The organism is Microbacterium sp. A93, assembly GCF_051842835.1.
In genome coordinates, this window is sequence record NZ_JBPXMT010000001.1 from 779,803 (window position 1) to 803,526 (window position 23,724).

Annotated in this window: 26 protein-coding genes; 13 read left to right on the forward strand and 13 right to left on the reverse strand. The window is 64.7% G+C overall.

Annotation, left to right across the window (positions count from 1 at the left end; translation table 11 throughout):
• Positions 1-70: 70 nt before the first annotated feature.
• The 4 genes from ACSU1G_RS03900 to ACSU1G_RS03915 all read left to right on the forward strand — a co-directional run bounded on the left by ACSU1G_RS03900 (position 71) and on the right by ACSU1G_RS03915 (position 4,212).
• The gene (locus ACSU1G_RS03900; protein ID WP_439278574.1) at positions 71-2,125 is read left to right on the forward strand and encodes a TPM domain-containing protein; all 2,055 of its coding nucleotides are present in this window, start codon (positions 71-73) and stop codon (positions 2,123-2,125) included.
• Between the two features lie 65 nt (positions 2,126-2,190).
• The gene (locus ACSU1G_RS03905) at positions 2,191-2,925 is read left to right on the forward strand and encodes a PspA/IM30 family protein (protein ID WP_439278575.1); all 735 of its coding nucleotides are present in this window, start codon (positions 2,191-2,193) and stop codon (positions 2,923-2,925) included.
• Between the two features lie 61 nt (positions 2,926-2,986).
• Positions 2,987-3,784 (forward strand): arginase family protein, encoded by a 798-nt coding sequence (locus ACSU1G_RS03910; protein WP_439278576.1) that lies wholly within the window; start codon positions 2,987-2,989, stop codon positions 3,782-3,784.
• A complete protein-coding gene (locus tag ACSU1G_RS03915; RefSeq protein WP_439278577.1) occupies positions 3,781-4,212 on the forward strand; it encodes a Fe-S oxidoreductase in 432 nt (143 codons plus the stop codon). Before ACSU1G_RS03910 ends, ACSU1G_RS03915 begins: the two co-directional genes overlap by 4 nt.
• A 55-nt stretch (positions 4,213-4,267) precedes the next feature.
• Here the strand turns inward: ACSU1G_RS03915 and ACSU1G_RS03920 are convergent, their stop codons facing one another.
• From ACSU1G_RS03920 to ACSU1G_RS03930, 3 genes are read right to left on the reverse strand one after another with little or no spacing between them, the layout of a single operon-like run.
• Positions 4,268-4,738: an SIP domain-containing protein gene (locus ACSU1G_RS03920; RefSeq protein ID WP_439278578.1), complete on the reverse strand. Its 471-nt coding sequence runs from the start codon at positions 4,736-4,738 to the stop codon at positions 4,268-4,270.
• 49 nt (positions 4,739-4,787) lie between these two features.
• The gene (locus ACSU1G_RS03925; protein WP_439278579.1) at positions 4,788-5,495 is read right to left on the reverse strand and encodes a tyrosine-protein phosphatase; all 708 of its coding nucleotides are present in this window, start codon (positions 5,493-5,495) and stop codon (positions 4,788-4,790) included.
• On the reverse strand, positions 5,492-5,968 hold the full coding sequence (locus tag ACSU1G_RS03930) for a carboxymuconolactone decarboxylase family protein (RefSeq protein WP_439278580.1): 477 nt from the start codon (positions 5,966-5,968) through the stop codon (positions 5,492-5,494). The genes ACSU1G_RS03925 and ACSU1G_RS03930 overlap by 4 nt, the downstream gene beginning before the upstream one ends.
• Positions 5,969-6,128: 160 nt before the next feature.
• On the opposite strand from ACSU1G_RS03930, the gene ACSU1G_RS03935 reads away from it, so the two are divergent.
• From ACSU1G_RS03935 to ACSU1G_RS03960, 6 genes are all read left to right on the forward strand, one after another.
• Positions 6,129-7,049 (forward strand): alpha/beta fold hydrolase, encoded by a 921-nt coding sequence (locus ACSU1G_RS03935; RefSeq protein ID WP_439278581.1) that lies wholly within the window; start codon positions 6,129-6,131, stop codon positions 7,047-7,049.
• Between the two features lie 107 nt (positions 7,050-7,156).
• The gene (locus tag ACSU1G_RS03940; RefSeq protein ID WP_439278582.1) at positions 7,157-8,674 is read left to right on the forward strand and encodes an ABC transporter substrate-binding protein; all 1,518 of its coding nucleotides are present in this window, start codon (positions 7,157-7,159) and stop codon (positions 8,672-8,674) included.
• A 6-nt stretch (positions 8,675-8,680) separates the two neighbouring features.
• Positions 8,681-9,631: an ABC transporter permease gene (locus ACSU1G_RS03945; protein ID WP_439278583.1), complete on the forward strand. Its 951-nt coding sequence runs from the start codon at positions 8,681-8,683 to the stop codon at positions 9,629-9,631.
• Complete coding sequence (locus tag ACSU1G_RS03950; RefSeq protein ID WP_439278584.1) at positions 9,631-10,497, forward strand: ABC transporter permease; 867 nt, start codon at positions 9,631-9,633, stop codon at positions 10,495-10,497. Before ACSU1G_RS03945 ends, ACSU1G_RS03950 begins: the two co-directional genes overlap by 1 nt.
• A complete protein-coding gene (locus tag ACSU1G_RS03955) occupies positions 10,494-11,285 on the forward strand; it encodes an ABC transporter ATP-binding protein (RefSeq protein WP_439278585.1) in 792 nt (263 codons plus the stop codon). Before ACSU1G_RS03950 ends, ACSU1G_RS03955 begins: the two co-directional genes overlap by 4 nt.
• The gene (locus ACSU1G_RS03960; protein WP_439278586.1) at positions 11,282-12,094 is read left to right on the forward strand and encodes an ABC transporter ATP-binding protein; all 813 of its coding nucleotides are present in this window, start codon (positions 11,282-11,284) and stop codon (positions 12,092-12,094) included. Before ACSU1G_RS03955 ends, ACSU1G_RS03960 begins: the two co-directional genes overlap by 4 nt.
• On the opposite strand, the gene ACSU1G_RS03965 is transcribed toward ACSU1G_RS03960, so the two are convergent.
• From ACSU1G_RS03965 to ACSU1G_RS03975, 3 genes are read right to left on the reverse strand one after another with little or no spacing between them, the layout of a single operon-like run.
• Positions 12,054-12,680, reverse strand: coding sequence for a GNAT family N-acetyltransferase (locus tag ACSU1G_RS03965; RefSeq protein ID WP_439278691.1), 627 nt, complete (start codon positions 12,678-12,680; stop codon positions 12,054-12,056). The two genes, ACSU1G_RS03960 and ACSU1G_RS03965, sit on opposite strands and share 41 nt — an antisense overlap.
• A 4-nt stretch (positions 12,681-12,684) precedes the next feature.
• Positions 12,685-13,413, reverse strand: a complete 729-nt coding sequence (locus ACSU1G_RS03970; RefSeq protein WP_439278692.1) for a uracil-DNA glycosylase — start codon at positions 13,411-13,413, stop codon at positions 12,685-12,687.
• 9 nt (positions 13,414-13,422) lie between these two features.
• Entirely contained in the window at positions 13,423-14,211 is a 789-nt protein-coding gene (locus tag ACSU1G_RS03975; RefSeq protein ID WP_439278587.1) for an SDR family oxidoreductase, read from the reverse strand.
• Between the two features lie 137 nt (positions 14,212-14,348).
• On the opposite strand from ACSU1G_RS03975, the gene ACSU1G_RS03980 reads away from it, so the two are divergent.
• Positions 14,349-15,671 carry a bifunctional o-acetylhomoserine/o-acetylserine sulfhydrylase gene (locus ACSU1G_RS03980; RefSeq protein ID WP_439278588.1) on the forward strand — a complete coding sequence of 441 codons (1,323 nt, stop codon included), beginning with the start codon at positions 14,349-14,351 and terminating at the stop codon, positions 15,669-15,671.
• 69 nt (positions 15,672-15,740) lie between these two features.
• Here ACSU1G_RS03980 and ACSU1G_RS03985 read toward each other — a convergent pair whose 3' ends face one another.
• Both ACSU1G_RS03985 and ACSU1G_RS03990 read right to left on the reverse strand, forming a co-directional pair.
• Entirely contained in the window at positions 15,741-16,358 is a 618-nt protein-coding gene (locus ACSU1G_RS03985) for an HAD family hydrolase (protein WP_439278589.1), read from the reverse strand.
• Between the two features lie 24 nt (positions 16,359-16,382).
• Positions 16,383-17,006 (reverse strand): HAD-IA family hydrolase, encoded by a 624-nt coding sequence (locus tag ACSU1G_RS03990; protein WP_439278590.1) that lies wholly within the window; start codon positions 17,004-17,006, stop codon positions 16,383-16,385.
• Between the two features lie 73 nt (positions 17,007-17,079).
• On the opposite strand from ACSU1G_RS03990, the gene metX reads away from it, so the two are divergent.
• Positions 17,080-18,288 (forward strand): homoserine O-acetyltransferase MetX, encoded by a 1,209-nt coding sequence (gene metX, locus ACSU1G_RS03995; protein ID WP_439278591.1) that lies wholly within the window; start codon positions 17,080-17,082, stop codon positions 18,286-18,288.
• A gap of 1 nt (position 18,289) precedes the next feature.
• Here metX and ACSU1G_RS04000 read toward each other — a convergent pair whose 3' ends face one another.
• From ACSU1G_RS04000 to ACSU1G_RS04020, 5 genes are read right to left on the reverse strand one after another with little or no spacing between them, the layout of a single operon-like run.
• On the reverse strand, positions 18,290-18,916 hold the full coding sequence (locus tag ACSU1G_RS04000; RefSeq protein ID WP_439278592.1) for an NUDIX hydrolase: 627 nt from the start codon (positions 18,914-18,916) through the stop codon (positions 18,290-18,292).
• Positions 18,917-18,943: 27 nt separating this feature from the next.
• Entirely contained in the window at positions 18,944-20,158 is a 1,215-nt protein-coding gene (locus tag ACSU1G_RS04005; protein WP_439278593.1) for an MFS transporter, read from the reverse strand.
• Positions 20,159-20,167: 9 nt separating this feature from the next.
• Positions 20,168-20,485 (reverse strand): thiamine-binding protein, encoded by a 318-nt coding sequence (locus ACSU1G_RS04010; protein WP_439278594.1) that lies wholly within the window; start codon positions 20,483-20,485, stop codon positions 20,168-20,170.
• A gap of 30 nt (positions 20,486-20,515) precedes the next feature.
• On the reverse strand, positions 20,516-21,739 hold the full coding sequence (locus tag ACSU1G_RS04015; RefSeq protein WP_439278595.1) for a hypothetical protein: 1,224 nt from the start codon (positions 21,737-21,739) through the stop codon (positions 20,516-20,518).
• Positions 21,736-22,593, reverse strand: a complete 858-nt coding sequence (locus ACSU1G_RS04020; protein ID WP_439278596.1) for an ADP-dependent NAD(P)H-hydrate dehydratase — start codon at positions 22,591-22,593, stop codon at positions 21,736-21,738. The genes ACSU1G_RS04015 and ACSU1G_RS04020 overlap by 4 nt, the downstream gene beginning before the upstream one ends.
• 49 nt (positions 22,594-22,642) lie before the next feature.
• On the opposite strand from ACSU1G_RS04020, the gene ACSU1G_RS04025 reads away from it, so the two are divergent.
• Positions 22,643-23,710, forward strand: a complete 1,068-nt coding sequence (locus tag ACSU1G_RS04025; protein ID WP_439278597.1) for an NADH:flavin oxidoreductase/NADH oxidase — start codon at positions 22,643-22,645, stop codon at positions 23,708-23,710.
• Positions 23,711-23,724: the final 14 nt, after the last annotated feature.

A 23,724-nucleotide genomic window follows, 5' to 3' on the forward strand; every position in this document is an offset into this window, starting at 1 on the left:
GCTGTCGCGTGTCGGCCGCTGTGCATAGACTCGTTGCATGGGCACGGCTGCCGGTCGGAGGGGAACAGTTATGAAGACGAGGTGGCTGACTGCGGCTGCGGTGACGCTTGTTGCTCTGCTCGGAGCCTTCTCTGCGCCAGCGGCATTCGCTACTGATCCGCTCCCGCTGGATCCTGGCTACGTGACAGATGCTGCGGGTGTATTGAGCGCCAGCGAGAACCAGTCTGCGCAAGACCGCCTGCAGGAGCTCACCGAAAATTCGACAGCAGATCTCTTCGTCGTGCTGGTGGATGACTTCACCTCGCCATCCGAGTACACCGCGTGGGCCGACAAAGTGGCCGAGATCAACAACCTCGGCCCGGAACAGTACCTGCTCGCGATCTCGAGCGAGGGGCGCAACTACTACATCTCCGCCGCCGAAGATGGGCCACTGAGTTACAGCAAGCTCGACGACATCGAGGAGAAGATCCAGCCCCTGCTCGCGCAGAGCGACTGGCACGGTGCGATCATCCTCGCCGCCGATGAGATTCAGGGCGACGGAGGCGCTGGCATGGTGCGCGTGTTCTTGATCCTCGCAGGCATCGTGGTGTTGGCGCTTGTGATCTGGCTGATCGTCGCGCTGATCAGACGAGCTCGTAAGAATGCCGTGATTCGCAAGCGCGGCGCCATGCCGGAAACGCCCGACCCCAATAACCCGTTCTCGACGATGACTGACGAGCAGGTCGAGACCGAGGCGGGTTCCGCGCTCGTGCAGGCTGACGATGCGATCACCTCAAGCCGTGAGGAACTCGGCTTCGCGGTGGCGCAATACGGCGAGGGCGCGACCGCTGCGTTCAGTGGAGCCATCGAGACTGCCAAGACCAAGATGTCGGAGGCGTTCGACCTCAAGCAGAAGCTCGACGACGAGATCGAAGACACGATCCATGATCGTCGGGCCTGGCATATCCGCATCATTCAACTCTGCGATGAGATCGATGACGTCCTCGATGACAACACCGAGGCCTTCGACGCACTCCGCAAACTCGAGCAGAACGCGCCGCAAGAGCTCGAGCGGGTCCGTAGCGAACGTGCACAGCTGCAGCCGCTTCTGGAGAGCGCAGCGCCGGCGTTTGCGACACTGGCAGCCACCTACGACGCAGAAGCGCTGAGCACGATCACGGATAACCCCGCCCAGGCGCAGGAGCGCGCGGCGCTCGCTGACCGGTCCATCGACACGGCGGCCCAGGCGATTGTTGAAGGACGCACTGGCGAAGCGGCGTTCGCGATCCGCACAGCTGAGCAGGCCGTCGCCCAAGCCGTGCAGCTGACACACGCCATCGATGCTCTCGGCGCAGAACTTGCTGAAAGCGAGAAGCAGGCACGGGCACTGATCACCGAGTTGCACGGCGATCTCGCTGCTGCTCAGCAGCTACCGGATACCGCGGGAGCGATCGCTGCCGCTACCGCCGCGACCGCCACCCAGTTGCAGCAGGCAGAGGCAAACCTCACCGGTTCTGCACGCAGCCCCCAGCGGGTGCTCGAAGCGCTCACTGCAGCGAACACGCAGATCGACGCCGCGATTGCCCAGGGCAGAGAGACGGTCGAGCGCGCACAGCGGACGCAGTTGATGCTCGAGCAGACTCTGACACAGGCCACCTCAGACGTCCGCAGCGTGCGCGACTACATCGAGACGCGGCGTGGCTCCGTCGGATCCACCGCCCGCACAAGGCTGTCCCAGGCGGAGGCGACCCTCGCGCAGGCGCAGAGTCTTCGCGCGAGCGATCCGCAGGCAGCTCTCAACGAGGCGCAACGGGCGCTCGATCTGGCGCGGCAGGCACGTTCTTCGGCGCAGGCGGATGTCAACGGCTACAACCGCAACCAGTACCAGGACAACAGCTGGAGCGGCGGCATCTTCGGCGGTTCGTCCGGCGGATCGAACAGCTCCGGCCTGGGCGGCGATATCCTCGGTGGCATCATCGGCGGCCTGCTTTCCGGCGGTGGAAGCAGTGGTTCCTCTCACCGCAGCAGCTGGCGTTCCAGTGGCAGCAGCGGCGGATTCCGCAGCTCCGGCTTCGGTGGCGGAAGTCGTTCTAGCGGCAGTCGCTCCAGCGGCCGCAGCGGACGCTCCGGAGGGGGTCGCTTCTAATCAGTCCCCTATTCTCACGACGTGCACGACCTCAAAAGACTCCGTTTCAACCGAAAGGAACCACAATGACCAAACAGTCCATCTTCGGTCGCATTTCCACGCTGATGAAGGCCAACATCAACTCGATGATCGACTCTGCGGAAGACCCGCAGAAGATGATCGATCAGCTCGTGCGCGACTACACCAATAACGTCGCCGACGCCGAGGCAGCGATCGCCGAGACCATCGGGAACCTGCGCCTGCTCGAGCGTGACCATGAAGAAGACGTCCAGTCTGCGAAGAACTGGGGCAACAAGGCACTCGCGGCAAGCCGCAAGGCCGACGAACTGCGCGGAGCAGGCGACGCCAGCGACGCCGACAAGTTCGACAGCCTCGCCAAGATCGCGCTGCAGCGTCAGATCAGCGCCGAGCGTGAGGCGGTCGGTGCAGAACCGACCATCAGCTCACAGACCGAGGTCGTCGACAAGCTCAAGAGCGGGCTGAACGGCATGAAGGACAAGCTCGGCGAGCTGAAGAACAAGCGCAGCGAACTTCTGGCTCGTGCCAAGGTCGCCGAAGCACAGACCAAGGTGCAGGATGCCGTCTCGTCGATCAACGTGCTCGACCCGACCAGTGAGCTCGGCCGCTTCGAGGACAAGGTCCGCCGCCAGGAGGCCCTCGCTGCCGGCAAGGTGGAGCTTGCCGCTTCCAGCCTCGACGCACAGTTCGAGAGCCTCGAAGATCTCGGTGAGCTCACCGAGGTCGAAGCACGTCTTGCTGAGCTGAAGGCCGGCAAGCCGCAGTCGCAGCTCGAGTCCTGAGACTCCGGATGCCCCGGGCCGGTGTGCCCGGGGCATCCTCCTTTTACTTCTGGAGGTCCTCGTGGCCAAATTCCTGGTGGTTCCGCAATGGCAGGGTTCGCCTGCCGCACGTGCGATGCTGCTCGTCGACGGCGCATCCGCCATTGCCGGTGATCTTCCCCGCAGCGCCACGACGGTTCTCGACGTGCCGATCGAAGCGGGCGACTCGCTCGGCACCGGCGTGCACCGACTGAGCTCGATTCAGCGGGTTCGCGCTCTCGTCGCCGATGCGATGGCGCCGGACACCGTCATCATCGGTGGTGACTGCAGTGTCACGGTCGCCGCGTTGAGTGCGATTGAACACGATGACCTCGCCATCGTGTGGTGCGATGCGCATCCCGACCTCCAGGCGCCCGAGACCTCATCATCCGGCGCGTACTCGGGTATGGCGCTGCGCAGCATCCTCGGCGAAGGCGAACCGCAGCTCGCGCTCTCCCCCGCGATCTCGAACGATCGTGTGGTCCTCGTCGGCGCGCGCGTCATCGACGATGCGGAGGAAGCTCCGCTCGCGACACTCACTCGATTGAGCGTCGACGATCTCACCGACATCGATGCTCTGGCCAATGCCGTCGCCGCCACCGGCGCAAAGCGGGTCTGGGTGCATATCGATGTCGACGTGCTCGACCCCGCCGAGATCGCTGGGGTCTCCGCCGCCGCACCGTTCGGCACCAGCGCAGCTGTGCTCTCCGCGGCTGTCCGCGCGCTGCGTGCACGTATTCCTCTGGCCGGTGCAACCATCGCCGGTTTCGCGCCGCGGTCACCAACGGACGCGATGGAAGACCTCGGCACGATCCTGCGACTCGTCGGCGCCGTCGCGTGAGCGCAGACTGGCGCCCGGCCGCGGAGGCAGCACTCGCGCGCGGACAGCGCTTCGATCGCCGCATCCCCTCGTTCCTGCTGCGCTCGCCGATCAGTCGGCTCGGTTACGCATGGGGAACCACGGTCGGCTGGGTGTGGGGCTCTCTGTGGAGCACCGGCCCCGTTGAGCGCCGGCAGGGCCTGTGGGTATTTCGCGGTATGCCCCAGTGGTCGTTCAATCGCGGCGGGGTGTGCGTCGGCGGATGCTTCTTGACTGGCGATAAGAACCCGAGCGACGCCGTTCTGCGACACGAAGCCGTGCACAAAGCGCAGTGGTTGCGCTACGGATTCCTGATGCCGCTGCTCTATCTGTTCGCGGGCCGCAATCCGCTGCGCAACCGCTTTGAGATCGAAGCGGGGCTCGAAGACGGAAACTACGTGCGCCGCTGACGTTGATCAGCGGTCGGCACTGAACGTTGCTCAGCGATCGGCACCGAACGTGAGATCAGCGGTCAGTCGAAAGCAGACCGAAACGCTCCGGCGTGTGGATCATAGAGATCGGAACGTCGAGCGAATCAGTGAGGTGCTCGACAATGTCGGCGGTGCCCAGGTAGCCGCCGAGCAGCGTCACCCGTGTGGGCTTCTCGTCGTCGCACAGCATCTCATCCGCCCACGCGCAGGTGGCCCGCGCCAGAGCCGCACCCGGTGCGCAGGAGCGGCCGGTTCCCGGTGCACCGGAGCGCGATGAGCGCGCGAGCCACGTGACCGTCATTCGGGCGGGGACATCGACCACGCTGATGTCGCTCACCTCAGGAACCTCGATGAACACTCGACCAGATGCGCACAGCGGAAGCGTTGCCAGAAAGACCTCGAGTTCCACCAGGGAGTTCTCGTCCGCCGTCACCAGGTGGTGGGCACTCAGACGTGCGGCTCGGCGCTGGGCGCGTCCGCTGCGAACGAAGGTGGAGGTCGTCATGATTCCCCCAGCATACCACCGATGAAGGGTTGCCTAACCTTGGTCGCGGTCAGTCCTCCACCAGCGCGGTTCGCAGATCTGCGAGTTCGGCATCCGTAAGCCCGTTCATGGTGAGGTATTCAGCCGCCGAACCCCAGCGCTCATCAACTTCGTCCAGCATGCTCCGCATGACCTCGGCCGGCGACAGCGTCGCCAGCGCTACCGCGTGTTTCGCTTCGGGATGCTGTGTCTCCAGGAACATCACGATCTTTCGGTTTCGCTCCTCTGGCAGCTGTGACGCGGTCAGTGCGTAGTCGGCGATCACCGCATCTCGATCTGCGCCGACGGCCGCGAGCGCAAGCGCGACGGTGACGCCTGTGCGGTCTTTGCCAACGGTGCAGTGCACAAGCGTCGATTCGCCGCGTGCGATCACGCGGATCGCATCGACGAGTCGTTCACCACTCTCCTCGAGCAGCTGACGGTACATCTGCTCGAGGCTGAGGTCGTTGTCAAAGAACGACGCAACAGATCCGAGGAAAAGCGGCAGATGGGTGGTCGCGATGGTCTTCGTCGCCGAGGGCGCGGCAGCGACTTCCTTTCCGTCGCGCAGATCGACGACGTGAGCGACGCGTTTATGCAACTCAGCGATACCCGTGTCTGTCGCTGCAACGAGACTTCCCGATCTCAGGAGCTTGCCCTCGCGAATTCGCCCACTCTCGGTCGGCATCCCGCCGACATCGCGGACGTTGAAGACACCATCGACCTGGATGACCGTCACTCGGTCACCTGCGCAGAGCGTGCCGGAACCGGGTAACGACCGGCGATGACAACACGGTTGAAGGCGTTGATAGAAATGCACGCCCAACTCAGTGCCGCGTACTCCTTCTCGGTGAACACACTGCCAACCTTGTCGTACACCTCGTCCGGGATGCCGTCCTCGTGAATGAAGGTGAACGCCTCGGCAAGTTCCAGTGCCGCGCACTCACGGTCAGAGAAGACTCCGCTCTCTCGCCAGGTGGGGATCTGGGTGAGGGTATCGGCGTCGATGCCCGCCGCGGCCGCACGATCGACATGCACGCGCGTGCAATAGGCGCAGCCGTTGAGCTGTGAACTGTGAATCATCACGAGCTCTTTCAGCCGGTCATCGATCCCGTTCGCCGCACAAATCTCGCCTACAGTGCGGGAGAATGCGTCTAACGCCTGATAGGCCGTCGGCTCAGTCTTGGACAGATGTACTCGCGTCTCACTCATGGCTCCATGATAGGACGAGTCGCTGACAGAGCTCGATTCGCAGAAAATGCAATATGACAAGTTTTTACTAGATTTTAAGAAATTTCTGCACCGTATGTGCCGCTTATTACGTGTCATTTTGATCTGGCATTTCCTGCAAGCCGGGTGTGAGGGTGAGAATATGGACGTGGCGACAGAAACCGATGAGTTCAGCTATCTTCCGCACCAGGCACAGGCGCTCGGCGTGGAGGTGGTTCCTGTCACGCGCCTCACGCTGACACTTCCTGACGGCCGCGAGCTGAGTGCGCTCCGTTACGGCGAGGATGCTCCGACCGTCACGCTGCTGCACGGCGCTGGCCTCAATGCCCACACCTGGGACACGACTGCCCTCCTGCTGCGGCAGCCGACTCTCGCGATCGATCTCGCCGGCCACGGCGACTCCAGTTGGCGCGACGACGTTGACTACTCGGCGCGCACCCTCGCCGCCGATGTCGTGATCGCGCTCGAGCAGTGGACATCTCAGCCGCAGGTGCTGGTCGGCCAGTCGCTCGGTGGGCTCGCGGCTGCAGCCGTGGCGTTCACTCGCCCTGATCTGGTGCGTGAGTTGGTCACCGTCGACATCACCCCCGGCATCGACACCTCCGGCGGGCCAGCCGTGCTCCGTAAGTTCTACGAGGGCCCCACCGATTTCGCGAGTCGCGATGAACTGGTCGATCGTGCGATCTCGCTCGGTTTCGGTGGCTCGCGATCCGACACCGAACGCGGGGTCTTTCTCAACACGCGCGTACGGGCGGACGGGCGTATCGAGTGGAAGCACCATTTCGCTCACCTCGCAGCCCGTGCGCTGGCAGCGGACACCACCGACAACGCCGCGCCGGCGATCCTCGCCACCACCGGTTGGGATGACCTCGCCGGAGCGACGGCGCCCATCACGCTCGTGCGTGCCACCTCGGGTTTCGTCAGCGAAGAAGATGGTGCCGAACTGCAGCGCCGTGTACCGACCGCCCGGGTGATCACCCTCATCGCCACCCACAACGTGCAGGAGACCGCACCTGGTGAGCTTGCCGACCTCATCCGCGAAACTGTGAACGCTCCCGTCTGAGGAATGCGACGCCGTATTCCACTGTTCTGATCACACTGACTGCCCTTCCCTAGGCTCTACCGAATCGGCAACACAGCAATTGCCGCACCGAGAGGATCCCGCACTTCATGTTCCGACGCCCCAGACGCCTTGCCGTCATCTCCGCACTCGCCGCGACCGCCGTCATCCTGACAGCCTGCGCCGGTTCGGGCCCTGAGCCAGTGGAGACCTCCACTGGCGAGCCAGATCTAAACGCCACGCTCACCGTCGGCCTCGTTCTCGAACCGACGAACCTCGACATCCGGCACACCAGCGGTGCAGCGATCGAGCAGATTCTGATCGACAACGTGTACGAGGGCCTCGTCACCCGCACGCAGGACAACACCATCGAGCCCGCCCTGGCCTCCGACTACGAGGTCTCCGAAGACGGTCTCACCTACACATTCACACTCAACGAGGGGGTCACGTTCCACAACGGCACCGCACTCACGTCTGCGGATGTCGTGGCATCCTATGAAGCTGTTCGCACCGACGAAACGCTGCAGGGATTCGCTGAGTTCGCTCACATCGCGTCGATCGCGGCACCGGATGCCACCTCAGTGGTCATCACGTTGACCGAACCGAACCAGAACTTCCTCTTCACCCTGACCGGACCTGCGGGACTCGTGTTCCAGTCCGGCGATACCACCGATCTGCAGAGCGCAGAGAACGGGACGGGCCCGTTCACGCTGGAGAAGTGGAGCAAGGGCAGCGCGATCACGTTCGCTCGCTATGCCGATTACTGGGGCGAACCTGCCAGCGTCGCCGAGGTGGTCTTCGAGTACATCCCTGACTTCACCGCGGGTGTCAATGCCGCGCTCGACGGCAGCCTCGACGTACTCACCGCCGTCGACCCCAACCTCGCTCCCGAGCTCGAAGATTCCGGCGAGTTCCTGCTGACCAAGGGCCGCACCACCGACAAGGGAACCCTCGCGTTCAATAACACGAAGGCACCGCTTGACGACGTCCGTGTGCGAGAGGCGCTGCGTCTGGCGATCGATCACGAGGCGCTCATCGAGGCAGTCGGCGCCGGTCAGACACAGTACGGTCCGATCCCCGAACTTGACCCCGGCTACGAAGACCTGTCAGATCTCGCCCCCTACGACCCGCAGCGCGCCAAGGAGCTGCTTGCGGAAGCTGGGCAGGAAGACTTGGAACTGACCCTCACGCTTCCGTCCTTCTACGGCACCACTGTGCCGCAGGTGCTGATCTCCGACTTCGCAAAGGTCGGCGTCACCCTCGAGGTTGAGCCGGTCGAGTTCGCGACCTGGCTGGAAGACGTCTACACCAACAAGGACTACGAGCTCAGCTTCGTGCTGCACGTCGAGCCGCGCGACTTCGGCAACTTCGCAAACCCGGACTACTACTTCAACTACGACAACCCGGAGGTGCAGCGGCTGTACGCCGAAGCCCTCGCCGAGATCGATGAAGATTCCTCCGCCGAGCTTCTCGCCGAGGCTGCGCGTCTCGTCTCCGAGGATCACGCCGCTGATTGGCTCTACACCGGTGAGACCATCACCGCCGTGCGCCCAATCGTGACCGGTTTCCCCGAAGACTCGATCAACTCGCGAATCAACCTCGCGGGTATCACCGTCGCCGCAGAATAAACACGAGTGATCCGCTACACGCTCACACGAGGGGTCCTGCTGATCGCAGGGCTCCTCGTGTCGAGCGTGCTCATCTTTCTGACGTTGCGCGTCTTCCCCGGAGACGTCGCTCAGCTGATCGCGGGGACGCAGGCGACGCCGGCGACGGTGGAAGCGCTGCGTGAATCGCTCGGGCTGAATCGTCCGCTGATGGCGCAGTACGGCGAGTGGATCGGCGGAGTGCTCACCGGAGATCTCGGCACCTCTCAGCTCAGCGGTGCCTCCGTCGGTGAAGAGCTGGCGGAGAAGGCACAGGTGACTGTGCCGCTGGGAATCATGGCTCTGGTGATCGCGCTGCTGATAGCGGTCCCGTTCGGCGTGCTCTCGGCGCTGTTTCGCGGTCGCGCAGGTGGCACGGCCCTCAGCGTCACTGCGCAGGCTCTGGCCGCAGTCCCGGTGATCTGGGCGGGCATGATGCTCATCGTAGTGTTCGCCATCTGGCTCGGCTGGCTGCCGGCGCAGGGCTTCCCCCGCGGCGGCTGGTCTCAGCCGTGGCAGGCGTTTCGCTCGCTCCTGCTCCCCGCATTGACCATCGGCATCGTCGAGGGCGCAATGCTGCTGCGTTTCGTGCGCAGCGCGACCCTGCAGGCGCGCGGTCAGGACTTCGTCCGCACCGCCGCCGCAAAAGGACTCAGCCGCAACCGAGCACTCATCCAACACGGCATCCCCGCCGTGGGCCTGTCGATCGTGACGGTGCTGGGTCTCCAGGTGGCAGGCATCATCGTCGGCTCCGTGGTGATTGAACAGCTCTTCACGCTTCCTGGCATCGGGCGGATGTTGGTCGCTGACGTCGGCACACGCGACCTGATCAAGGTGCAGAGCGAACTGCTTGTGCTCACCGGACTCGTGCTCATCATCGGCTTCATCGTCGATCTCACTCACCACTTCGTCGACCCGCGACAGAGAGAGGCCGCCTGATGCCCCGTTGGCTGCGCACGCTCTTCCGCAGCGCGACCGGCCGCTTCGGCCTGATCACGGTCGCCGTGATCGCGGTCGTCGCCCTTGTCTCGGTGTTCTGGACGCCGTTCAACCCGCTCGAGACCAATATCCGAGGCCGCTGGGCGGCGCCAGGCTGGCCGCATCTACTGGGTACGGATAACACCGGCCGAGACATCCTCAGCCTCGTCATGGCAGGATCGCGCACCACAGTCTTCGTCAGCGTGGGCGCCGGAATCGTCGCAACCGTCGTCGGCATCACCCTCGCCGCGCTCGGCGCTCTCACGTTCCGGTGGATGCGCGAGACCATCGCGGTCCTCGTCGACATTCTCATCGCGTTTCCCGTGCTGATCATCGCGATGATGATCTCGTCGGTGTGGGGCGGATCGCTGTGGGTCGTGATCTGGTCGGTCGGCATCGGATTCGGCGTGAACATCGCCAGAGTCACTCGCCCTGAACTGCGCCGCGTGCAGCAGAGCGACTTCGTGCTCGCCGGGCGTGCCTGCGGCCTCACGACATCGCAGAACCTCGTGCGTCATCTCCTGCCGAACGTCGCGCCGGTCTTCATCGTGCAGCTGTCGTGGTCGATGGCGGTCGCGGTGCTCGCCGAGGCCGGTCTTTCCTACCTGGGCTTCGGTGCGTCGATCGTAGAGCCTTCATGGGGCATCCTGCTGGCCGACCTGCAGCGGTACATCAGCATCCATCCGCTCTCGGTCATCTGGCCGGGACTCGCGATCACGATCACAGTGCTGGCGTTGAACCTGCTCGGTGATGCGCTGCGCGAAGCGACCGACCCGACGCTGCAGCACCGCGCGGCAGAGACACACACCCCGGCGGTGGTCGCATGAGCCTCGTCGTGCAGGATCTCGTCGTCAACATCGACGGACGCCGCATCATCGACGGCATCTCCTTCGAGGTGCCAGACGGTGCACGCCTTGGCCTGATCGGCGAATCCGGATCCGGCAAGTCTGTCACTGCCCTCGCCATACTCGGTCTCCTCCCCGACGGCGCCACCTCCAGCGGCAGCGTCCGTTGGAACGACACCGAGCTGATCGGAATGCCGGACAAGCAGCTGGCACGTTTCCGGGGCGACGACATCGGCATCGTGTTCCAGGAGCCGCGCACCGCGCTCAATCCGATCCGCACCGTGGGCAGGCAGATCGCCGAGTCCGTGCGCATCCACACCGGCGCGAGCAAACGCGAGGCGCGCGAGCGGGCGATCGAAGAGGCTGCACGCGTGCACCTGCCCGATCCGGAATCCATCGTGCAGAAGTTCCCGCATCAGCTCTCCGGTGGACAGCGTCAGCGCGTGGCTATCGCCATGGCTCTCGCCTGCCGTCCGCGGCTACTCATCGCTGATGAACCCACCACCGCGCTGGACGTCACGATCCAGGCCGATATCCTGCGGCTTCTGCTGTCGCTCGTCGAAGAACAGGGCATGTCGCTGATGTTCATCACCCACGACCTTGCCGTGCTCGCTCAGGTTGCCACGCATGGTGTGGTGCTCGAACACGGTCGGGTGATCGAAGCGGCCCCGGTGACGACGCTGCTCACCGCCCCGGTCTCGCCGATCACACAGGGGCTGCTGCGCGATGCCACGGCGACCCTGTGGCGCCCTGATGGCGGTGACGCATGAGCCTCATCGAAACGCGCGGACTGCGCCGAGACTTCCCCGTACCCAAGCGCACGATGTTCGACCGCGCTCGTTTTCAGACCGCACTGCATCCGACCGATCTGAGTATCGAGGCCGGTGAATCCATCGGCCTGATCGGCGAGTCCGGTTCCGGAAAATCCACATTGGTCCGGCTGTTGCTCGGCCTGGATCGTCCGACAGCCGGCTCGATTTCAATCGATGGCAAGGCGGTGGATGCCACGGGCTCTGCCCGTGCGCTGCACTGGCTGCGCCGCCAGACCGGGCTCGTCTTCCAAGATCCCTACGCCTCGCTCGACCCGCGGATGAGCGCCGGCCAGATCATCGCCGAGCCACTGTGGGCGCTGGGTATCGAGGGCGATCGTCGCGCGCGGGTGCGCGAGGTTCTCACGCAGGTCGGGCTGGATTCAGAAATGGCCGACCGCTACCCGCACGAGTTCTCCGGTGGGCAGCGGCAGCGTGTCGCGATCGCTCGCGCAATCGTGCATCGGCCACGCATCCTTGTCGGCGACGAGCCGATGTCGGCGTTGGACGTCACGGTACGTGCCCAGGTGCTGGAGCTCTTCGAAAAGTTGCTGACGACGCAGGATCTGACGCTGATCATCGTCTCCCACGACATCGGGATGGTGCAGAACCTGTGCGACACGGTCGCTGTGATGAAAGACGGCCACATCGTGGAGCGCGGCACAACCAAGGACGTCTTGCGGCACCCGCAGCAGGACTACACCAAACAGCTGCTGGCGGCGATCCCGGTCATTCCTGGTGCTGTCCGCGGCGGCGAGGCTTCGACCTGACAGGCTTCGGCTTGAGCGACTTCTGCAGGTAGATCGTCCCCAGAGATCGTCCGAATTTGAAGCCGACCCTGCCCATGCGCCCCACTTCTACGAACCCGAGTTTCGTGTGCACGTGAATCGATGCGTCGGCGCCGCTGTCGCTGATCACTGCCACGATCTCACGCAGGCGAATCTGTTCACAGGCCTCGATCAGCGCCTGCAGCAACGCAGAGCCGAGACCTTTTCCGCCAGCGCCTGGTCCGAGGTAGATCGAATCTTCGACGGTATAGCGGTATGCCGTCTTGCTCGCCCATGGCTGCACCAGGGCATAACCGATGACCTGATTCGACGGGCCTACGGCGACGAGGAACGGGAGGGTGAGTCTGGTCAGCAAGGCGAACTTCTCGCGCCAGTATCGATGCGTGCTGCGCTTCTCGTCAAAGGTCACCACTGAGTTCGCGACGTAGTGGTTGTATATTTCACGAATGTCAGGCAGGTCGCCGATGCGCGCAGGCCTGATCACGAATGTGAAGGTGTCGGCCTCAGGCTCAGGGGCCCTCAGATGACGCGGCAGCCGTCGACGCCGGTCGCCGGGTTCAAATTGCATGAAGTCAGAATAGTGCCGGAGCAGGCTCGGGTCGTGCATCGTCTCCGTCGACATGCCAGTCGATCGGGTCAGCCCCCTGCTGTGCGAGGAGTTCATTCGCCCGGGAGAATGGTCGAGAGCCGAAGAATCCGCGTCGCGCGGACAGCGGCGAAGGATGGGCAGACTCGATGATTCCCGTCTCGCCCAGCATCGGCCGCAGGCCCCCCGCATCCTTCCCCCAGAGAATCGCGACAAGGGGCTGCTCACGTGCCACGAGCGCGCGAATCGCAAGCTCGGTCACCTGTTCCCAACCCCATCCGCGGTGCGATGCCGCCTCCCCTGGGCGCACAGTGAGCACCCGGTTCAGCAGCAGTACGCCCTGATCGCTCCATGGAGTCAGATCACCGTGCGGTGCCGGTGGAATGCCGACATCGCTCTCACGCTCGGCATAGATGTTCACCAGACTCCTCGGCAGCGGCCGCACATGGCGATCCACCGCGAAGGACAACCCGATCGGATGCCCTGAGGTCGGATAGGGGTCCTGTCCGGTGATCAACACGCGCACGTCGGCGAAAGGCTGCTGGAATGCGCGCAGCACTCGATCGCCGGATGGCAGATACTCCCGGCCTGCGTCCTGCTCCACGCGAAGACGTTCACCGAGCTCGCGGATCATGTCGGCGGCCGGTGCGAGAGCTTCAGCCCACCCTCGATCGATCTGACCTTCCGCCGCCAGATCCTCCAGTGACCAGGCCAGCACGAAGAATCAGCCCTCGGACTCGTTACGCACCCGCAGCTCGCCACGCGCGAGAAGGTGCTGTGCAGACTGCGCGACCGGGCGCATCGTGATCAGGTCGAGGTTCACGTGTCCTGGCGCGTCAAGGGCGTAGCCGATGACATCGGCGACGTCGTGCGCGGTGAGAGGGTCTTCGACACCCGAGTACACCGATTCTGCACCGAGTCGGTCGCCTCGCAGTCGGTTGAGCGTGAACTCCTCGGTGTGCACCATGCCGGGTGCGACCTCGACGACGCGCAGCGGCTCGCCGTTGAGTTCCTGGCGCAGTACCTTGACGATCATCGACTGTGCTGCCTTCGCTGCGTTGTAGCCGCTGCCGCCCGGGTAGGCGATGTATGCGGCCGTCGACGTCACGAAGACCAGGTCACCGTGACCATCGGATGCCGCGGCACGACGCAGCAACGGGAGCACACCCGCCACGAGCCGTTGCGTGGCAAGCACGTTCACATCGAACATCCACTGCCAGTCATCGACACTGCTGTCCTCGACCCGGTCGGTGCCGCGCGCGCCGCCCGCGATCTGAACGAGTGCGTGCACGGGGCCCGATTCCTCAAGGCTCACGATGAGGGATGCGACAGCATCCGCGTCGGTGAGATCGCACGCGATGGCCGATGCGCCGGTCTCATCGACGAGTTTCTGAAGCCGGTCTTCGCGTCTGGCGACGCCGACGACATCCCACCCGCGGGAGCGAAGGTCACGAACCGTGGCCTCCCCGATCCCTGAACTTGCACCGGTCACGACTGCACGCCTGATCACCATGCCTCCACCGTACGACGTTTCCGGGTCCGCGGATGTTACGTAACATTTCCGGCGCGTTGTTGACAGCGAGGCCATTACGTACTCTCTCATAAGCGGCATCTGCCGCACTGACCTCAATCCGATCCAGGGAGATCAACATGTCCGCAGCTGAGACCTGGCGTTTCGAGACCAAGCAGATTCACTCGGGTGCCGCACCCGACCCGGTCACCAAGGCGCGCGCCACGCCGATCTACCAGACCACTTCGTATGTCTTCGATAACGCCGATCACGCCGCGAACCTGTTCGCGCTTGCCGAGTTCGGCAACATCTACACGCGCATCCAGAACCCCACGCAGGATGTCCTCGAGCAGCGCCTGGCCGCGCTCGAAGGTGGCACTGGAGCATTGGTGCTCGCAAGCGGGCAGGCAGCATCGACGTTCTCCGTGCTGAACATCGCGCAGGCCGGCGATCACATCGTCTCGTCCAGCTCGATCTACGGCGGCACGTACAACCTCTTCAAGTACACGCTCGCCAAGCTCGGCATCGAGGTCACGTTCGTCGAGAACCAGGACGACATCGAGGAGTGGCGTGGCGCAGTACGCCCGAACACCAAGCTCTTCTTCGCCGAGACCATCGGCAACCCGAAGATCAACGTGCTCGACATCCGCGGCATCGCTGATGTCGCGCATGCCGCCGGCCTCCCGCTGATCGTCGACAACACGATCGCCACACCGTACCTGATTCGTCCGTTCGAGCATGGCGCCGACATCATCGTGCACTCGGTCACGAAGTTCCTTGGCGGCCACGGCACCACCATCGGCGGTGCGATCATCGACGGCGGCACGTTCGAGTGGAGCAAGAACGCTGCCAAGTTCCCCGGCCTCAGCGAGCCTGACCCTTCGTACCACGGGGCGGTCTACACCACGGCGGTCGGCGACGCTCTCGCATACATCATCAAGGCCCGCGTGCAGCTGCTGCGCGACCTCGGCTCGGCCATCTCGCCGCAGAGTGCCTGGAACCTCATCCAGGGCATCGAGACACTGTCGCTGCGCATCGAGCGTCACGTGCAGAACGCGCAGGAGATCGCTGAGTGGCTCGAGAGCCACACGGACGTCGCCACCGTGAACTACTCGGGGCTCCCCTCGTCGCCCTGGTACGCCAAGGCCAACGAGTACGCACCGAAGGGTGTCGGCGCTGTGCTGTCGTTCGAGCTCAAGGGCGGCGTCGAAGCCGGTCGCGAGTTCGTCAACAGCCTGTCGCTGTTCAGCCACCTGGCAAACATCGGTGATGTACGCTCGCTCGTCATCCACCCGGCATCCACGACGCACTCGCAGCTCTCGCCTGAGCAGCAGCTCACCGCTGGCGTCACGCCGGGCCTGGTACGGCTGTCGGTGGGACTCGAGAACATCGAGGACCTCAAGGCCGACCTGGAGCAGGCTCTGGCTGCCGCACGTCGCGTCTCGGAGGCCGCTCGCGCGTAAGCATCCTCATCGGATTAGACAATCCCCCTCCGGCAACACTGGAGGGGGATTGTCTGTTTCAGCTGTCGATCAGACGTGGACGCCGTGGGTCGCAAGCGCTGCCCGCAGGACGTCATGACCATCGCGGATGCACCAATGGATGCTGGCGAGACCGGCCGCACGGGCGCCCTCCACGTTGGCCTCGCTGTCGTCGATGAAGAGGATCTCTGCGGGGTCAGCGCCCACCTGCTGTGCGACATGATCGAAGAATCCTCGATCAGGCTTCGCGACGCCGACGTCGCAGGAATAGAAGCACGTGTCGAACCGCTCCTGGTAGCCGAGGTTTTCACGCATGTACTCGGCACGGAGCACATCCTGATTCGTGCCGAGGTGCACGCCGAGACCCAGCGCGCGAACTCGATGCACAAGATCGAGGGACGTGTCGTCGACTTCGATCCGGAACCAGACCTCCGCGAGGATCTCGTCGACGGATGCTTCGATCGCGAAGGTACGCAGGTCCTCAGCCAGCAGCGCTCGATAGTCGCCGTTACCGGACAGCGAGGGCTTCTCGTGCTTCCACGTGTAGTGCAAGAACTCGCGGGCGCGCTCCCCTGCAAACGGCTCCATCAACGCGTACCAGCCACCAGGCGGGTCCTGGAGCACGCCGTCTGCGTCGAACAGCACGTGCCTGATCACGTTCTCACTCATGCGTCCAACCTAACGGCGTACTGCTCACCCGCGCAGCGCCGGTGCGAGCACCACTCCGTGCTCGTGCAGCGCCTCCCGGAGAATGTCGTGGCCGTCCTCGCGGAACCAGTGGATGCCTCGTAGCCCGACCGAACAAGCGCTATCGACGTTCTCCTGGCGGTCGTCAATAAACAGGATCGACTGCGGCTCCGCCATCAGTTGTTCGGCGATACGCACGAAGAACTGCGGATCGGGCTTCGCGAAGCCGACCTCGCACGAGTAGAAGCTCTCGTCGAAATGATCGTCATATTTGAGCACACTGCGCATGTAGGCGGCTCGATCGCTGCCCTGGTTCGTACCGAGATGCGCGCCAAGACCGGAGCGACGAACGCTCTGCACCACGGCGAGGGATGCCTCATCTACCGCGATCCGGCACCAGGCATCCGCATGCAACGTCGCCGCGGTCGATGCTGAGCCGAATTCGACCAGACGCTCACCTAGGGCGGGCAAGAACTCCCCCGCGCCGATCATTGACGGAGCTTCGATCGGCCCGAGACCTGAGATGAACTCATCGACGCGTGCACCGACATGCGGCTCGATCGCGGCGACCCACCCGCCGGGCGTGAATTGGATGACGTCATCCGCGTCGAAGAGCACATGTTGTGGCATCCTCTGAACCTAGCAAGTAGCGCCCACTCGTAACGTTTACCCGCTTGGCCGCCGAGCAGACGAGAATGGATGCATGGACTGGCAGAGCACCTCCGAAGACACCGTGCCCTCGGCGCGCGTGACGGCGGCCGATGCGCGCCTCCTCCGAGCACGCCCGCCCGTCACAGGTGCATGGCGTGACGGTGACCCCGTCGGTGACCGGAAGTTCGCAGCATTCGGATCGTTCCGCACCGAGAGCGAGCAGGAGCTGCCCAGCATCCGCATCGCCTATGAGTCCTGGGGCGAGCTCAACGCAGCCCGAGACAACGCGATCCTCGTGCTGCACGCGCTGACAGGCGACAGCCATCTGCGTGGCAAGGCGGGTGCGGGTCACCCCACCGCCGGATGGTGGGAAGACATCGTCGGCCCTGGCGCACCGCTGGACACCGATCGCTGGTGCGTGATCGCGCCGAACATGCTGGGTGGATGCCAGGGCTCCACCGGCCCAGCCAGCGTTGCACCAAACGGTTACGAGTGGGCATCCCGCTTCCCGTACCTCACGATCCGCGACCAGGTCGCCGCCCAAGCGCTGCTCGCAGATGAGCTCGGTATCGATCGCTGGGCCGCCGTCATCGGCGGCTCGATGGGCGGCATGCACGCGCTCGAATGGGCGGTGACGCACCCAGAACGCGTCGAGCGCCTGGCGATCCTCTCCTCTCCCCCGACATCCACCGCCGATCAGGTCGCTCTGAACTCAGTACAGATCGAAGCCATCCGCATCGACCCGCGGTTCCAGGGCGGAGAGTATTACGACCTGACTGAAGGTGAGGGCCCGCACCGCGGACTCGCGCTCGCACGCAGAATGGCGCTGTTGAACTACCGCAGCCCGATCGAGCTCAATCAGCGCTTCCAAAGGTCGTGGCAGTCCGGCGTGTCTCCTCTGGGACGAGGCGGTCGTTTCGCAGTCGAGAGCTACCTCGACTTCCATGGCAACAAGTTCACCCGCCGATTCGATGCGAACAGCTACATCACCGTGGTCGAAGCCATGAGTTCGCACGACGTCGGCCGCGACCGCGGCGGCGTGGAAGAAGCGCTGCATGGCGTCACCGCGACAACGCTCGTGCTCGGCATCGACACTGACCGGCTGTTCCCCGTCGACGGGCAGCACCGTATTGCACGAAGCATCCCGAATACCCTCGATGGCAACGAGGCTGTCGTTCTGACAAGCGATTTCGGCCACGACGGATTCCTCATCGAAACCGAAGAGGTCGGCGCGCATCTGCGCCGCCTGCTCGAGAGCTGATTCAGTCGCGCAGATACTGCCACGGGCGGGAGGCGGTCTCCAGCCGGTGCCGTCCATCTCCGCCCTCCGGATGCTCCGCGTCCCCACCCCACACGAACACCCCATCGCCGACGATGTGCGTGGCGTAGAGCTCAGGGGCGGATGCTGCTGCGAACGCCGCGTCGATGCTGGCCAGTTGTGCCAGTGTGTGCAGCGTCACCCAGGTCGGCGGAAACAGACGCAACTCACCGGACGCATGGAGCCTGAGCGCCTCGGCGGGCGTCGGCCAGCGCGATTCCTCCACTTCATCAGGTGACAGCGTCAGCTCACCCTCGGGCGCAGTCGCAAGGAAGAACCAGGTACGCACGCGTTTGGGGGCCTCCACTGGAGGCACCCAACACGACAGGGTGACCAGTTCGGCCGGTCGGATCCCGACCTCTTCATCGCATTCGCGGATGGCTGCGCGCGCCGCGGTCTGCTGCTCGCTCGCACCGGCGACGGCATCCTCGGGTTCAACCATGCCTCCGGGAAACACCCATGCCGCGGCGAACGATCCTCGGTCGGGACGCCGCGTCAGCAGAACCTCGGGTCCGTCGGCTCGATCACGCAGTAACACTGCCGTTCCGGCCACGGGCATCGTCGCATCCATGCCCTCACTGTAAGGGTGGTGCACCCGTCAGACAGCGAGTGCGACCCGCTCGGTGCGGAACGCGACCACAGTTATCGCAAGACCGACGAGAGCCAATGCGGCTCCGACCCAGGCCGGCGCGGTGAATCCCCAGCCGATGGCGATCACCATCCCTCCGAGGAAGGCGCCGAGGCTGTTGCCGATGTTCAGCGCGGAATGATTCATCGCCGCCGCGATGGATTGGTTGTCGCCCGCGACGTCCATGAGCCTGGTCTGTATCGCCGGGCTCAGCACGGAGGACACCAGCCCCACCGCGAATGCGAAGAAGGCCAGCAGGATCATCTGGAACGACAGCAGTGCCAGCAGGACAAGCACCAGTGCCAGAGCGCCCATGCCGATCAACAGCGTGCGCCGCAGGTCGCGGTCGGCCATGTAGCCACCGAGGATGTTGCCGACAGTCATGCCGAGTCCGACGAGCACGAGCACGATCGGCACCGCCCATTGGGGCGACCCGGCAACATCTGTCACGAGGGGCGCGATGTAGCTGTAAACGGCGAAGAAGCCGCCGAAGCCGATGGCTCCGATACCGAGCGTGAGCCAGACCTGGCCGACCCGGAACACGCCGAGCTCGGACCGCATGGTGCGGCCCGGTTCTCCCGGATGCTTCGGGACGAATCTGACAATGCAGATCGTCGCCACCGCGAAGACGATGGTGACGATCATGAAGGCCGTGCGCCAGCCCCACTGTTGCCCGAGGTACGTGCCGAGCGGCACGCCGATGACGTTCGCGATGGTGAGCCCGGTAAGGATGAACGCGACGCCCTTGGCACGCTTGCCGGGACCCAGCACGTCTGCGGCGACCAGTGCCCCGATCCCGAAGTAGGCGCCGTGCGGGAGCCCGGCTAGAAAGCGCGACATACCGACCAACTCGAATGTCGGCAGCACGATCGTCAGCGCGTTGAACAGCGTCAATGCCAGTGCGAGCCCGAACATCACATGGTGTCGTGGGAAGCGTGCCACGAAGCCGGCGATCGTCGGCGCACCGATCACGACGCCGAGCGCGTAGAGGGAGATCAGGATGCCCGTCTGCGCGATCGCCTCTTCGTGCGACGCCGCCCATACGTCCGGGAGCAAATCCTGGGCGATGTCGGGCAGCAGCCCCATGACGACGAATTCGGTCATACCGATCCCGAAGGAGCCGATGGCGAGAGAGAGGAGCGCCGTCATCGCCGCACCCCTCGAGAGTGTCGAGGAGTGGTTCACCCGTCAATGCTACTGGTCAGAGGCATCCTCAATCGCCGCTTCGAGACGCTCGACCTTCGCATCGAGCTCGCCCGAGTACCCCGGGCGAATGTCTGCCTTCAGCACGAGCGACACGCGGGATCCGAACGGCATCACGGCTTCGGTGGCGCGCTTGACGACCTCCATCACCGTGTCCCAATCGGGGCCCTCGATCTCGGTGAACATGCTGGTCGTGCGGTGCGGCAGGCCGGAGTCGCGGACGACCTTGACTGCGGCCGCGACAGCGTCATGGACGGATCCGTCCTCGCCGCCGGTGCCGGATGGTGCGACGGAGAATGCGATGAGCATGGTGTTCCTTCGGTTCGATGACTGGGACTTTCAGCGTCTGGCAGATATGTGGCTGGTGGGCACACGCACCAAGGCGCGCGTGGAGATGACCAGCAGTACGACGAGCAGCAGGTTGCGCGCGGTCAGGAGCAGCACCGGCAGCAGTTCCGTTCGTAGCAGCGCGTCGTAGGTCAGCGGGTAGATCAGACATGTCAGACCGCACAGCGCGAGCACGAGACCGGCGGGCACGCCCGATCGGGTGCGGTCGAAGATGATCCAGAGGACGACCGGAGCGATCAGCCAGGTCTGGAACTGCGGTGAGCCCACCTTGTTGGTCACGATCAGCGTCACCACGATCGCGAGAGTGAGCGGTGGGAACAGGCGAGGAAAGGATGCTCCCCTCATCGCTTTGACGGCGCCGAGCACGACGACAGCGAGCGTCACCAGCACCATCAGCGGGGTCAGGAATGCGGCGAGCACCTCGGCACCCGGTGCGCTGATCTGGAAGGTCAGGATGTCGAAGCTGTAGTCGACGGATGCTGCGCCGAAATGCGCCATCCACATGAACGGCGTCGCCGCGACAGCCTCAATCTGCAGACCGCGTCCGGTCTGCTCGGTGAGAAAACCGAACAGATGCCGATCGGCGCCGCGCAGGAACAGCACCACCACGGTCGCTGCGCTGACGGCGGCTGCCGTAAGCAACACGCGCATCCGACTCTTGGCCGCGACAACGGCAGCGAGCACAAGGGCGCCGGGCCAGATCTTGATCCAGGCCGCGATCGTGAGCAGCACCGTCGCCACGCCAGGGCGCTTGACGAGCCAGAACCCGCCGATGACCGCCAGCGGCACAGTGACGGCATCGATGCGGTACATCGCGATCGGGCCGAGCAGCAGAAGTGCTGCGGTCCAGAACCATCCGGCCGCACGGCGAGGCGCTGAACCTGTGCGTCCGACGAGCACGCCGAAGGCGACAGCATCCAGAGCAGTGATCAGCACTGCCCACCCGATCAGGTACGCGCCGGGCATACCGACCAAGGCTGTCAGCGGCCAGGCGAGCAGCTGAGTGAGCAGCATCGGCAGCAGCGCCAGTTGGGGATATACCCACGGCTCTGTGATGCCGACGATCGAACCGCCGCTGAGGGCAGCCGCCGACCACGGTTCGTAGACGAGGACGACATCGCCCATCGGTTGACTCGGGTACGCCCACCCCTGCCAGGCGATGAGTATATGCACTGCGAGGAATGCGCCCCACAGACCGATTGTCCGGAACTTCACGAAAGCAGATCTCCGATCGCTGTGGGCAGCGCCTCAGCGACGTCGAGTGCCACGATCGGATGCCCGACCCGACCCTCGATTGCGCCGGATGCCAGTCGTGCCGCGTACCCGTGCAGCCAGGCGCCCGCCGCCGCGACCTCAGCAATCGGAGTCTTCGGGTTCACGGCAATCAATGCACCGAGGATGCCGGCAAGCACGTCACCTGCACCAGCCGTCGCGAGCCAGCTGGGCGCAGATGAGACGGAGATGACGGTGCCGTCGGATGCCGCGACCAGCGTCGTCGAACCCTTCACCAGCACCGCGGCGCCAAGGGCCTCGGCTGTCTGCGCGGCATCGGCAGCGCGATCCGCAGCATCAGCACGATCCGCAGCATCAGCACGATCTCGCAGCCGGAGCTGGGCGCGCAGTCGCGCAAACTCCCCGGCGTGTGGTGTGACGAGTACGGGTGCCGTCGCACCAAGTGCGAGATCGAGCGCTCCGGCGTCGACCACGACAGGAGCGGATCCGGAGAGAATGGTGCGCAGCGCGGCCTCTTCGTCCGGTGTGCGCTCCGCGGCATTGGTGCCAGAGCCGATGACCCAGGCATCGATCTGGGTTCGTCCCGTGTCGGAGGCGGCCACGGTCTCCGGCCTGCGGGCGATCACCGCATCCGCTGCACGTCCGCCGCCGACGAATCGCACGAAGCCGGCGCCCGTGCGCCAGGCTGCTTCGACGCCCAGCACGGCAGCTCCGGGATACTCGTTCGATCCTGTGCGCAGCGCAACGACACCGCGGGAGTACTTGTCATCCGCTGCAGCCGGCACCTGCAACAGGCGTCCGGTATCTGCACGGGACCATTCGCGGACGTCGACCATGGTTCCACGCTAGCGCGCCGCCCCTGTCTGAGCGCGATACGGTCAACGAGTGAGTCTTCTCTTCTCCCCGCTCAGCATCCGCTCTGTCACGTTCCCTAACCGCCTCTGGGTCTCGCCGATGTGCATGTATAGCGCCGTAGACGGAGTGGTGCAGGAATGGCATCACACACATCTCACCCAGTTCGCCGACGGTGGCGCCGGACTCATCATCACCGAAGCCACCGCAGTCGTCGCCGAAGGACGCATCTCTCCGCGCGACGCCGGGCTGTGGAACGACCGGCAGCGCGATGCGTGGGCACCGATCGTGCGGGCCATTCACGAACGCGGTGCGCTCGCTGGCATCCAACTCGCACACGCCGGGCGCAAAGCGTCGACCTGGTGGCCGTGGGCTGACGAGCGCGGATCCGTGTCGATCGCTGACGGTGGCTGGCAAACTGGCGCACCATCCGCTGTGGCCTTCGACGGCTTCGAAGCGCCGGTCGCGCTGGATTCAGCGGGGATAGAGCACGTGGTCGATGCTTTCCGCGATGCCGCCCGTCGTGCGCTCGACGCGGGGTTCGATGTGCTGGAGATCCACGCGGCCCACGGGTATCTGCTGCATCAGTTTCTCTCGCCGCTGTCGAATCTGCGCGATGATTCGTACGGTGGCTCGCTGGAGAACCGGGCGCGCCTGCTGCTGCGTATCGTCGACGCTGTGCGCGGTGTTGCCGGTGACGGCGTGCCGGTGTTCGTGCGAATCTCGGCGACCGATCATGCGGAGGGCGGGTTCATGACCGAAGAGGCTGCGATCGTGAGCGAGTGGGCTGTGGAGCGCGGCGCCGACCTCATCGACGTCTCCAGCGGCGGGCTCGTCGCGCACCAGCAGATCGACGTACACCCCGGGTACCAGGTTCCGCTCGCCGAGACGGTGCGGCGAAGCGGACGGATCCCGGTGACAGCGGTGGGGCTCATCACCGCTGCCGAACAGGCAGAGCAGGTGCTCGCCGATGGCGCGGCAGATGCCGTCTTCGCCGGACGCGAATGGTTGCGCGACCCGCACTTCGGCCTGCGGGCCGCGCATGAACTCGGTGCCAGCATCCCCTGGCCCGCGCAATACACCCGCGCCCGCTGGCGCTGACGTACCGTCATCCC